Annotated in this window: 11 protein-coding genes; 1 reads left to right on the top strand and 10 read right to left on the bottom strand. The window is 67.4% G+C overall.

Going from position 1 to position 12,122, the window contains the following annotated elements:
- Positions 1 to 176 precede the first annotated feature (176 nt).
- The 4 genes from AUL34_RS04330 to AUL34_RS04315 all read right to left on the bottom strand — a co-directional run bounded on the left by AUL34_RS04330 (position 177) and on the right by AUL34_RS04315 (position 4,536).
- Complete coding sequence (locus AUL34_RS04330; protein ID WP_061931585.1) at positions 177 to 1,100, bottom strand: cation diffusion facilitator family transporter; 924 nt, start codon at positions 1,098 to 1,100, stop codon at positions 177 to 179.
- Positions 1,100 to 3,289: an anthranilate synthase gene (locus tag AUL34_RS04325; RefSeq protein WP_061931583.1), complete on the bottom strand. Its 2,190-nt coding sequence runs from the start codon at positions 3,287 to 3,289 to the stop codon at positions 1,100 to 1,102. Before AUL34_RS04325 ends, AUL34_RS04330 begins: the two co-directional genes overlap by 1 nt.
- Before the next feature lie 247 nt (positions 3,290 to 3,536).
- Positions 3,537 to 4,172 (bottom strand): glutathione S-transferase family protein, encoded by a 636-nt coding sequence (locus AUL34_RS04320; protein ID WP_061931581.1) that lies wholly within the window; start codon positions 4,170 to 4,172, stop codon positions 3,537 to 3,539.
- Positions 4,173 to 4,269: 97 nt separating this feature from the next.
- Positions 4,270 to 4,536, bottom strand: a complete 267-nt coding sequence (locus AUL34_RS04315) for a hypothetical protein (protein WP_061931579.1) — start codon at positions 4,534 to 4,536, stop codon at positions 4,270 to 4,272.
- Between the two features lie 228 nt (positions 4,537 to 4,764).
- On the opposite strand from AUL34_RS04315, the gene AUL34_RS04310 reads away from it, so the two are divergent.
- Positions 4,765 to 5,787, top strand: a complete 1,023-nt coding sequence (locus AUL34_RS04310) for an ATP-binding cassette domain-containing protein (RefSeq protein ID WP_061931577.1) — start codon at positions 4,765 to 4,767, stop codon at positions 5,785 to 5,787.
- A gap of 3 nt (positions 5,788 to 5,790) precedes the next feature.
- On the opposite strand, the gene AUL34_RS04305 is transcribed toward AUL34_RS04310, so the two are convergent.
- From AUL34_RS04305 to AUL34_RS04280, 6 genes are all read right to left on the bottom strand, one after another.
- Complete coding sequence (locus AUL34_RS04305) at positions 5,791 to 6,609, bottom strand: dipeptide ABC transporter ATP-binding protein (protein ID WP_061931576.1); 819 nt, start codon at positions 6,607 to 6,609, stop codon at positions 5,791 to 5,793.
- On the bottom strand, positions 6,606 to 7,445 hold the full coding sequence (locus AUL34_RS04300) for an ABC transporter ATP-binding protein (protein ID WP_082653151.1): 840 nt from the start codon (positions 7,443 to 7,445) through the stop codon (positions 6,606 to 6,608). The genes AUL34_RS04305 and AUL34_RS04300 overlap by 4 nt, the downstream gene beginning before the upstream one ends.
- 5 nt (positions 7,446 to 7,450) lie before the next feature.
- Positions 7,451 to 8,305 (bottom strand): ABC transporter permease subunit, encoded by an 855-nt coding sequence (locus AUL34_RS04295; protein WP_244492441.1) that lies wholly within the window; start codon positions 8,303 to 8,305, stop codon positions 7,451 to 7,453.
- A 100-nt stretch (positions 8,306 to 8,405) separates the two neighbouring features.
- Entirely contained in the window at positions 8,406 to 9,410 is a 1,005-nt protein-coding gene (locus tag AUL34_RS04290; protein ID WP_061931572.1) for an ABC transporter permease subunit, read from the bottom strand.
- Between the two features lie 136 nt (positions 9,411 to 9,546).
- The gene (locus AUL34_RS04285; RefSeq protein WP_061931570.1) at positions 9,547 to 11,145 is read right to left on the bottom strand and encodes an ABC transporter substrate-binding protein; all 1,599 of its coding nucleotides are present in this window, start codon (positions 11,143 to 11,145) and stop codon (positions 9,547 to 9,549) included.
- A 103-nt stretch (positions 11,146 to 11,248) separates the two neighbouring features.
- Positions 11,249 to 12,122 (bottom strand): Mrp/NBP35 family ATP-binding protein (locus AUL34_RS04280; protein ID WP_061931568.1); only part of this gene is annotated, 874 nt, incomplete at its 5' end.

Below are 12,122 nucleotides of genomic sequence, written 5' to 3'. Positions count from 1 at the left end.
TGGGAGGAGGCAGAGGTTTTTGTATGTGTCGTCCGATGCATCCCATTTAGGCACTGACAGCCCGCGTTTCGAGCAGCCAATGTTGAACAGTGCGTCGTTAAAGTAAGTGAACCTGCCTTTTTGCCGCCCAACAGGTTGACGCGGCGTGATGCGCAGCGCCGACCGGCCGCTCGGGTTCAGAGGACCGGCACGCCGACCTGCTTCGCCTCCTCCTCCGGCTCGACGTGGATCAGCACCCGCGCGCCGGCAAAGGCCGCCTGAAGCGCGTCCTCGATGCGGTCGCAGATCGTGTGCGCATCGACGACCCGCATATCGCTCGGCACCACCATGTGGAACTCGATGAAGACGGCGCGGCCGGCGATGCGGGTGCGCACGTCGTGGACCTCGATCGCCCCTTGCGCGGAAGCCGAGATGATCTCTCGCGCGCGCGTGTCATCAGCCGGCTCCAGGGCCTGGTCCATCAAACCGGAAAGGGAACTGGCCACGACCTTCCAGCCCTCGCGCAGGATGTTGAGCGCGACGAGGGCGGCAAGTGCCGGATCGAGGATCGTCCAGCCGGTGACGCTGGCGACAGCCAGGCCCGCGAGAACGCCGACCGAGGTCACGACGTCGGCCATGATGTGACGGCCGTCGGCGTCGAGCGCAGGTGAGCGGTGCTTGCGCCCCTCGCGGATGAGGTGCAGCGCCCAGCCGAGATTGATCACGGTCGCCACGCCGTTGATCGCGATCCCGAGCATCGGTGCCTCGATGTCGCGCGGGGCGAGATAGGCGCCGTAGGCCTCGCGCAGGATGAGGAGCGCGGCGACCACGATGAGGACGCCTTCCACCACGGCCGAGAAATACTCGGCCTTGGTGTGCCCGTAGGGGTGGTCGACGTCGGCTGGCTTGTAGCTGACGCTGACCGCCCAGAGGGCGATCAGGCCGGCGACCACGTTGACGATCGATTCCAGCGCGTCCGAGAACAGCGCCACCGAGCCGGTGACCACGTAGGCGGCATACTTGATGCCGAGCACGAGACAGGCGACGGCAACGGTCATCACCGCCGTGCGCTTCACCAGGCGGCCGGAATCGTCGGCAATCGTCATCGTCGATGCCGTCATCAGGCCGCCTTCACCTTCGCGCGGCGCGGCAGGTGCGCCACGACGTTCTCGATCATGCGCATGCCGGCCTCCGAGCCGAGGCTCATGATGCTTTCGGGGTGGAACTGAACGGCCGCCACGGGCTCGTGACGGTGCTCGAACGCCATCACGATGCCGTCCTCGGTTTCCGCCGTTACCTCGAACTCGCGCGGCAGGCGCACGGGATCGGCGAAGATCGAGTGGTAGCGCCCGACGGTCACCTCGTTCGGTAGGCCGGAGAAGATGACGCCGGGGGTGGAGACGCGCACACGCGACGGCTTTCCGTGGACGGGAACGTGCAGCGTGCGCAGCGTGCCGCCATAGGCTTCGGCCAGCGCCTGGAGCCCGAGGCAGACGCCGAAGATCGGCATCCCGCGCTTGCGCGCTTCGACGATCGTGCCGCGGCAGTCGAAGTCGTCCGGCTTGCCGGGACCGGGCGACAGCACCACGAGATCGGGCGCGACGCGGTCGAAGATCTCCTCCGGCACGGGCGTGCGCACGGTGGTGACGTCCGCGCCGGTCTGGCGGAAGTAGTTGGCGAGGGTATGGACGAAGGAGTCCTCGTGATCGACGAGCAGGATGCGCACGCCCTGCCCGACCTTGGCGCGCTCGGCCGCCGCACCGCCGGCATTCGGCTTGCCGGCCTCGCGGATGGCGGCGATCATCGCCGACGCCTTGAGCTCGGTCTCGGCCTCCTCCTCCTCCGGATTGGAATCGTAGAGAAGCGTCGCGCCGGCACGAACCTCGGCGACCCCGTCCTTCAAGCGAATGGTGCGCAGTGTCAGGCCGGTGTTCATGTCGCCGTTGAAGTGCATCATGCCGACGGCCCCGCCGTACCAGGCGCGCGGGCTCTTCTCGTTCTGCTCGATGAAGCGCATGGCCCAGAGCTTGGGCGCGCCGGTCACCGTCACCGCCCAGGCGTGGGACAGGAACGCGTCCATCGCGTCCATGCCCTCGCGCAGCCGACCCTCGATGTGGTCCACCGTGTGGATCAGGCGCGAATACATCTCGATCTGGCGACGGCCGATGACGCGCACCGAGCCCGGCTCGCAGACGCGGCTCTTGTCGTTGCGGTCAACGTCCGAGCACATGGTCAGCTCGGACTCGTCCTTCTTGGAATTGAGAAGCTTGAGGATCTGCTCGGAATCCGAGATCGCGTCCTCGCCGCGCCGGATGGTACCGGAAATCGGGCAGGTCTCGACCCGGCGGCCGGAGACGCGGATGAACATCTCCGGCGAAGCGCCGATCAGGAACTCGTTGGAGCCGAGATTGATGAAGAAGGAATAGGGCGACGGGTTGATGCCCTTCAGCCGGCGCGAAACCTCGGACGGCTTGTGCTCGACGCGCTCGTAGAAGGTCTGGCCCGGCACGACCTCGAAGAGGTCGCCTCGCATGAACTTCTCCTTGGCACGGCGCACGAGGGCAGCGTATTCGCCGGGCTTGTGGTCGCCGCGCGGCGGCACCGTCTCGGACCGCTGGAAAGGCGCATCCGCGCCGCCGCCGGCCAGCCCCTCCGTGGACCGACCGTCCCTGGCGAACTGATACTCCTCGACATAAGCCTTGGCCGCGTAGTGATCCACCATCAGGATCTCGTCCGGCAGGTAGAGCACGATGTCGCGCCGGTCGGCGCCACGCGCCAGCGTTTCCTCGACACGATCGAACTGGAAGGCGAGGTCGTAGCCGAAGGCGCCGTAGAGGCCGAGATCGGAATCCTCGTCGGACTTGAACAGCGCGACGATCGTGCGCAGCACCGAGAAGACGGTCGGCATGCGCGAGCGCTCTTCTTCAGTGAAGGCGCGCGACGGCAGGGCGATGGTGATGTCGAGCCGATCGTCGGTGCGGGTGGCGGAGGCGATGTCCTCGTGCCCGTCCAGCGCCTCGGCGACGAAGCCGAGCAGCACGCGTCCGCGGTCGTTCAGCGCCTCCACCACGACTGCCCGGCCCGACGACGTGACCACGAGAGGCGGATCGACGATGGCCGTATCCCATCGGGTGTAGCGGCCGGGATACTCGTAGTTCGACGAGAAGACCGCGCCGCGCCGGGTGTCGAGGCGATCCACGAACGGCTCGATGGCACCGGCATAGGCGACGTCGCGGCGACGCCGCGTGATCTCCACGCCGCCCTCCGTCAGGTAGACATGCGCGTGGTCGCTTGCGGTTTCGAGGGTCATGCCATCCACTCCATCTTGAGCGCCGGCCCCGGGGCCCCTCAAAAGGAAAAGGCCGCCGGGGGTCCGGAGCGGCCTTTGTCGATCGAACGCGCACGGGTTCGCAAAGCCGCTAGAAGCGGGCCTGCCACCAGTTCGTGAGGTTGCGTGCGTGGTTCATGCGGCATGGGTAGCCGAAGGCCTTTTTCGCCGCAACGGAAAAGTGCTCCGCCCCCCTATTTGCCAGTGGTTTGCACTTGCGGGGCGCCGCTCAGGCTCCTCGCGCCTTGGCCTCGGCGATCAGCCGGTCGTCGGCTTCCGCCGCGCGTCGGAAGGCTGGTCGCTCGCTCAGGCGCGCGTGATAGGCCTCGAAGGCCGGCCGCTTCTCGTAGGACCCGAACTGGAGGCCGAAGCCGACATGGGAGCCGACATAGAGGTCGGCGGCGCTGAAGCGGTCTCCGGCGATGTAGTCGCCGCGCGACAGGGCCTCCTCCAATGCGTCCATGACGCGCCCGAACGAGCCGTATCCGACGAAGGCCGTCTGGTCCGGCTTGACGTCGACGCCGAGCGCGCGGTTTACGACGGCGGCCTCGAGGGGGCCGGCCGCGAAGAACATCCAGCGGAAGTAGTCCGCCCGCGCCGCGCCCGGTTCGGGCACGAGACCGGCCTCGGGAAAGGCGTCGGCGAGATAGGCGCAGATCGCGGCGGCTTCCGTCACCACGGCGCCGCAATGGACGATCGCGGGCACCTTCCCCATCGGATTGACAGCGAGATAGGCCGGGGACTTCATCGACGTGCCGTAGCCGAGCACCTCGACCCGATAGGGCTGGCCGACCTCCTCCAGCATCCAGCGCGCGATCCGCCCGCGCGACATCGGGTTGGTGTAAAGCAGGATGTCCTCGGCCATCGCATTCCCTCCGCAAGTGTCGGCGGCAAGACTACGCCGGAAACACGAAGGCCGCACGACGGATCGTGCGGCCTTTCCGGCGGGTGGGCTGGACGGTTCAGTAGTTCGGCAGACCATGGCTGCGCGGATCGTGCGTCACCGGCGAATAGATGACGCCGTCCGTCGCCTGGAAGACCCCGAGAAGGCCCGGATCCTTGTTGGGCGTCTCGCTGATGATCCTGACCGGCACGGTGCGTGTCGGCTCGGCTCTCATCACGACGACGCGGTGGACGGGATGCCGCACGACGGGCGTGGCTGCCGTCGCGGCGGATGCCGCGGCGAGGGAACCGAAGACGACGAGGGCGGCAGTGAGGGAGGACTTCATGGCTTAACTCCTGGTTCGATCGGCGCCATCGATCCCAAGTCGCCCGAGGGTCGGGGTGCGAGCCCGGCAGTCCGTGGCTTGGTGCGCCAGGAGCGAGACTGCTCCCATGCTCGTCCTTGATCGAGTTACAACGGGTTCATGACGTCGAATTCATCTTCGCGACCGGCGGCCCCGGCCCACCCGCCTCGCGCTTGCGCAGGCTTTGACGGTGGCGCATAAGCCCGCCGCATGACTCCGCAGATCAGCATCCGCCGCCTCGCCGTGGTTCACGGCCGCCAGCCGGGCACGGCCCTTCGTCGTGCCGACGCCGGCGACAGCCATCATGCGATTCGCGTCGCGGGCGATGGCACGGTGGCGCTGATCGACGTCGATCTCGACGTCTATGCCGGCGAGATCCTCGTGATCCTCGGGGGTTCGGGGTCGGGCAAGTCGAGCTTGCTGGCCGCGCTCGCCGGTGCTGTCCCGATACAAAGGGGATCGGTGTCCTTTCTGACGGCGGGCGGCGCGTTCGAACTTGCGACCGCGACACGCCAACATTTAAAGCGGCATGCGGCGGAGACCGTGGCGGACCGGCGCGCGCCCGTTCGGTTGTCTTCGCGGCGCACGGTCGCCGCCGTGGTCGAGGCCGCGCTTGCCGATCATGGCGTTTCCAGACGCGACCGGGCACCCCGTGCCGTTCTGGAGCTCGCCAATGCCGGCCTGCGCGACGCGGCCGGCGCGAGCGTTGCGGACCTCGGCCCCGGCCTGCGCTCGCACCTCCAACTTCTGGTCGCCTCGCTCGGCAACGAACCCGTGGCTCTGTTCGACGGAACACTCGACACCCCGGACGCCTGGCGCGACCCGTCGCTCGTCGCCTCGCTCCGACGCCTGCGCGAGCGCACGGGCAAGACGGTGATCCTGACGACGTGCGATCCCGCCGAGGCGCTGCGCGTCGGCGACCGGATCGCGGTTCTCGACAACGGCCGACTGGTTCAGGCCGGTCCGCCCCGCGACCTCGTGCTCGAGCCGGCGACGGGCCATGTCGCGGCGTTGCTGTCGGAACTCAACCCGGTCGGATTCCTCCTGGCGGAAGACGTGATGGCACCGATCACCCCGGCCGACGAGGCCGCCGGCTTCGCCGGTCTCGTCCAGACCGGCACGCGCCTGTCGGACGTGCTGCCGGTGCTGCGACGGGGCGACGTGGTGGTGGCCGAGCGCGGGCGCCTTCTCGGAAAGATCGACGCCCACCGTCTCTGGAGTCTCTTCGTCTGACCGTCAGGCCCGCGCGGCGACCCGTCGGCGGATGCTCTCCACATCGGCGCGCGGCGTCGAGGCGAACAGCTTCTGCGTGTACTCGTGGGACGGCGCGTCGAACACTTCGTCGCGCGTGCCGTACTCCACCACCTCGCCGTAATACATCACCATCACCGTGTCGGCGATGTAGCGCACCACCGACAGGTCGTGGCTGATGAAGACGTAGGTGAGACCGAGTTCGTCCTGCAGGTCGGCGAGGAGATTGAGGATCTGCGCCTGAACCGACAGGTCGAGCGCCGAGACCGGCTCGTCGAGCACGAGAAGGCTCGGGTTCAGCATCAGCGCACGGGCGATCGCGATGCGCTGGCGCTGGCCACCCGAGAACATGTGGGGATAGCGGTTGTAGTGCTCCGGCCCGAGGCCGACCTTCACCAGCATCGCCATGGCTTGGCTGCGCCGCTCGCCGGCGGGCATCTCGGTGTTGAGCACCAGCGGCTCGGTCAGGACGTCGCCGACCTTCTGGCGCGGATTGAGCGAGCCGTAGGGGTTCTGGAACACCATCTGCACCTTGCGGCGCATCTCGCGGGTCACGCCCTTCTCGATGCGCATCGGCTGGCCGTCGATGAAGAGTTCGCCCGCCGTCGGCTCGTCGATCAGCGTCAGGATGCGCGCCAACGTGGACTTGCCGCAGCCGGATTCGCCAACGATCGCCAGCGTCTTGCCCTTCTCCACGGAGAAGGACACGCCCTTGACCGCATGCACGGCCTTGGGCGCGGAAAAGATCCCTTGCGGCACGAGGTAGTCGCGCTTGATCCCGCGCGCTTCGAGGACGGGGCTCATCGCGCGGTCTCCAGGGCGAGGGCGTCGGCAACGGTCGGCAGACGGTCGCCCGTCGCATTCTCCGGCAGAGCCGAAAGCAACGCGCGGGTGTAGGGGTTCTTCGGGTTCTCGAAGAGTTCGAGCACGCCCGCCTCCTCCATCTTGCGGCCCTTGTACTGGACGACGACGCGATGGGCCGTCTCGGCCACGACGCCCATGTCGTGGGTGATCATGATGAGGCCCATGCCGTGCTCGCGCTGCAGCCCGACCAGAAGGTCGAGGATCTGCTTCTGGATGGTCACGTCCAGCGCCGTCGTCGGCTCGTCGGCGATCAGGAGCTTCGGATTGCAGGCGATCGCCATGGCGATCATCACGCGCTGGCACTGGCCGCCCGACATCTGATGCGGAAAGCTCGACATGCGCGCCTCGGGATCGGGGATGCCGACCGACTGGAGGAGCTCGACGGCGCGCCGCTTGCGCTCCGCCCGGCCGAGGCCAAGATGGAAGCGCAGCGTCTCGGTGAGCTGGAAGCCTACCGTGAAGCACGGGTTGAGGCTCGCCATCGGCTCCTGGAAGATCATGGCGATGTCGCGCCCGACGATCTCGCGTCGCTGGCGCGAGGTCAGCGTGAGAAGGTCGCGGCCCTCGAAGGTGAGCTTGTCCGCGGTCACCGTCGCGGTCTTCGGCAGGAGACCCATGGTCGCCAGCATGCCGACCGACTTGCCGGACCCGGACTCGCCGACGATTGCCAGCACTTCCCGCTGGTCGACATGCAGGTCGATGCCGTCCACCGCCTTGAAGGGGCCGGAAGCGGTGTCGAAGGAAACCGTGAGGTTGCGGATTTCGAGAAGGGACATCGGCCTCAGCTCCGGCGCATCTTCGGGTCGAGCGCGTCGCGCAGACCGTCACCGATGAGGTTGATCGCCAGCACGGTGACGAGGATGGCGAGACCCGGGAAGGTCACCACCCACCACGCGCGCAGCACGAACTCGCGCGCTTCCGCCAGCATCGTGCCCCATTCGGGCGTCGGGGGCTGCGCGCCGAGGCCGAGGAAGCCGAGCGCCGCCGCATCGAGGATGGCGTTGGAGAAGGACAGGGTCGCCTGGACGATCAGCGGACCGAGGCAGTTCGGCAGGATCGTCTTGAACATCAGCCGGATCGGACCCGCGCCCACGACACGGGCGGCGGTAACGTATTCGCGCTCCTTCTCGGCCATGACCGAGGCGCGGGTGAGGCGCACGAAATGGGGCTGCAGCACGAGGGCGATCGCGATCATCGCGTTGACGAGACCGGGTCCGAGCACCGCCACCAGCACGAGCGCGAGAAGCAGCGACGGGAAGGCGAGGATCACGTCCATCACGCGCATGATGACGGTGTCGACCCAGCCCCGCAGGTAGCCCGCGACGAGACCGATGACGATACCGGTCGACACCGCCAGGACGACGACGAAGGTGCCGATGAAGAGCGAGTACCGGGCGCCGTAGATCAGGCGGGAGAGGATATCGCGGCCGACCGCGTCGGTGCCGAGGAGGTAGCTCCACTGGCCGCCTTCGAGGAAGACGGGCGGCATGAGGAGCGCCTCGCGGTTCTGCGCCACCGGATCGTAGGGGGCGATGACGGGCGCGAGGATCGCCACGACCACCACCAGTGCGAAGACCACGAGGCCGGCGACGGCCCCGCGATTGACGGAGAAGTAGTACCAGAACTCCGACAGCATGCGCCGCCGCTGGCCACCCTCGGGAATGCGGTCGGGCACGATCGCGCCGACCCCGGCTTCGGCCTCTTGGGCTTGGATATGGGACATCGCGGCTCTCCTATCAGGCCCGGACGCGGGGGTTGATCAGGCCGTAGAGAAGATCGACCACGAGGTTCACCACCATGACGACGATGGCGATGAGCAGAAGCCCGCCCTGGACCACGGGGTAGTCGCGGCGGAAGACCGAATCCACCATCCACTTTCCGATCCCGGGCCAGGAGAAGATCGTCTCCGTCAGGATCGCGCCGGCCATCATCACGCCGATCTGCAGGCCGATCGTGGTGATGACGGGGATGAGCGCGTTGCGCAGGGCGTGGATGCCGACGACGCGGCTGGACTTGAGGCCCTTGGCGCGGGCCGTGCGAACGTAGTCCTCGCTCAACACCTCGAGCATGGCCGAGCGTGTCTGCCGTGCGATCACGGCGAGCGGGATCGTGGCGAGCACGATGCCGGGGAGGATCAGGTGGCTCAGCGCCGACTTGAACGCGCCGGCCTGCCCCGACAAGAGCGCGTCGATCGTCATGAAGCCGGTGACGGGCGGGAAGAAGTAGAGGAGCGAGATGCGCCCGGAGACGGGCGTCCAGCCGAGCGTGCCTGAGAAGAAGATGATGAGGAGCAGACCCCACCAGAAGATCGGCATGGAGTAGCCGACGAGCGCCGTTCCCATGATCGTCTGGTCCGCCCAGGAGCCGCGCTTGACGGCGGCGAAGACGCCGGCCGGAACGCCGAGGGCGACCGCGATCAGGATGGCGAAGATCGACAGCTCGACCGTTGCCGGGAACAGGGTCAGGAACTCGGTCAGCACCGGACGTCGCGTCACGAGCGAGGTGCCGAAGTCACCGCTGAAGAGGCTGGTGAGATAGTGCCAGAACTGGATCGGCAGCGGCTGGTCGTAGCCGAGCGCGGCCGTCAGCTGCGCATGGCGCTCGGCGCTGATGCCGCGCTCGCCCGCCATCAGAAGGACGGGGTCCCCGGGCAGGAGGCGAATGAAGGAAAAGGCGACGATCGCCACGCCGACGAATGTCGGAACAAGCACGCCAAGGCGAGCCAGGATGAAGCGGAACATGGGTGGGGCCCCTGAAGGTCCGTAAGCCGCCGGCGGCGGCGCGAGCCGAAATGTTTATGTCAAACAGCAGCTTCGGCCAAACGAAAAGGGGAACGGCGCCGGGCGCCGCTCCCCTTCCCTGCGATGATGGTCTGAATTACTCGGTAATGTCGACGCCGTCGAACGTGTAGTCGCCGAGCGGGCTCTGCACGAAACCGGTGACGTTCTTGCGCATCGGAACGTAGACCACCGAATGCGCGATCGTCGCCCAGGGCGCCTGCTGCTTGAAGATCTCCTGCGCCTGCTTGTAGAGCTTGGCGCGCTCTTCCTGGCTGGAGACGCGCTTGGCCTCCTGGACGACCTTCTCGTACTCCTCGTTGCAGAAGGCGGCAGCGTTACTGGAGGTGCCGACGCCGTCGCAGCTCAGGAGCGTGGCGAGGAAGTTGTCGGGATCGCCGTTGTCGCCGGTCCAACCAAGGAGGACGGCGCCGTCGTGCTTGGGATCGGCGGCACGCTTCAGATACTCGCCCCACTCGTAGGAGACGATCTCGGCCGTCACGCCGACCTTGGCGAGGTCCGCCTGCATCAGCTCGGCCATGCGGGCGGCGTTCGGGTTGTAGGGACGGGCCACCGGCATCGCCCAGATCTTCATCGACAGGTTGGAAACGCCGGCATCCGCCAGCGCCTTCTTGGCCGCTTCCGGATCATAGGCATCGTCCTTCAGCGAAGCGTCGTAGCTCCACATGGTCGGCGGGATCGGCGAAACGGCCTTCTGTCCGGCGCCCTGGTAGACGGCCTGGATGATGGCGTCCTTGTTGATCGCCATGTTCAGCGCGCGACGAACCTCCGGCTTGTCGAAGGGCGGCTGCGTGGTGTTCCAGGCGAGGTAGCCGATGTTGAGGCCTTCCTGCTCGGACACTGTCAGGTCGGCGTTCTGCTGGAGCGCCGGCACGTCGGCCGGGTTCGGGTAAGCCATGAGGTGGCACTCGCCGGCCAGGAGGCGCTGCTGGCGGACGGCGGCGTCCTTCGTGATGGCGAAGACGAGGTCGTCGATCGGCTGCTTGCCACCCCAGTAGTCGGCGAAGGCCTTGTAGCGGATCACGGCGTCGGGCTGATAGGCGACGAACTCGAACGGCCCGGTGCCGATCGGCGCCTGGTTGAGCTGCGCCTGTTGGCCGGTTTCGGCGAGCTTGTCGGCGTACTCCTTCGACACGATGGAGGCGAAGGGCATCGCGATGTTGGCGATGAACGGCGCATAGGGCTGGTTCAGCGTGAAGCGGACGGTCAGGTCGTCCACCTTCTCGATCGACTTCACGAAGTCGGGCATCGACATGGAAGTGTAGTACTCCCACGAGGCGCCGGCGACGTACTGGTTCCAGGGATTGTCCTTGTTGCCCTGACGGTCGAACGAGAACACGACGTCGTCGGCGTTCATGTCACGCGTCGGGGTGAAGTTCGCATTGGAATGGAACTTGACGCCCGGGCGCAGCTTGAACGTGTACTGCAGCCCGTCCTCGGAGACGTCCCAGGTCTCGGCGAGGCCCGGCTCGGTCTCGGTCGTGCCCTTCTTGAACTCGGCCAAACGGTTGTAGACCGGGTGAGCCGAGGCGTCGAAGGTCTGGCCGGCCGTGTAGAGGCCGGGGTCGAAGCCCTCGGGCGACCCTTCCGAGCAATAGACGAAGGTTTTGGCCGAGGCGGCCGTGCCGAGCGCGAGGACGATCGCCGTCGCCGCAAGGAGCTTCTTGGTCAGACCCATGAAACGCGTTCTCCCATGAACGTGCCTAGGACGGCTGCACTGCCGTCGGAAGGGCACATTTCGACCACGACATGGTCCTGACGCAAGCGTGTTTTTTGGTTTCTCACTCAAAAACAATAGTCGGTGCCTTGCCGGCGGCCGATCCCGCTGCCTCGATTGACGCAAGCGTTCGCTCGGCGATGGCGGCGTAGACGCGGGCGTGCGGCCCGTCCGGCTGCGCTGCCATCACCGGCGCGCCCGCATCCGACCCCTCGCGGATCGCCATCTCCAGCGGCACTTCCCCGAGGAACGGCACGCCGAGCCGTTCCGCTTCCGCGCGTGCGCCGCCATGGCCGAAGATGTCGTAGCGCTTTCCCGTATCGGGGGCGATGAAGTAGCTCATGTTCTCGACGATGCCGAGCACCGGCACCTCGACCTTTTGGAACATCGCGAGCCCCTTGCGCGCATCGATGAGGGCCAGATCCTGCGGGGTCGAGACGATCACCGCGCCGGCGAGCGGAACCTGCTGGGCCATCGTCAGCTGCGCATCGCCCGTGCCGGGCGGCATGTCGACGACCAGCACGTCGAGTTCACCCCAGGCGACCTCTCGCAGCATCTGGTTGAGCGCGGACATGACCATCGGTCCGCGCCAGATCATCGGCGTGTCCTCCTCGACGAGGAACCCCATCGACATCGCCTTCAGCCCATAGGCCTCCATCGGCCGCATCACGCGCCCGCCCTCGAGTTCCGGCCGCCCCTTCAGGCCGAGGAGCCGGGGAACGGAGGGACCGTAGATGTCGGCATCCAGGAGCCCGGTGCGGAGCCCCAGCGCGTGGAACCCGAGCGCGAGGTTGACGGCCGTCGTCGACTTGCCGACCCCGCCCTTGCCGCTGGCCACCGCGACGATCCGCCCGACGCCGGGAACGCCCTGGCGCGCCGCGCGCGGTGCGGCGGGCGGCGCGGCGGACCTCGCCGCGGGTGGCGGCACGGGGCGCGGC

Origin of the sequence: Aureimonas sp. AU22 (assembly GCF_001463745.1) — a bacterium.
Lineage (GTDB): Bacteria > Pseudomonadota > Alphaproteobacteria > Rhizobiales > Rhizobiaceae > Aureimonas.
The sequence above is the reverse complement of the archived record's forward strand: the minus strand, read 5'-3'. Positions and strand labels throughout refer to the sequence as shown.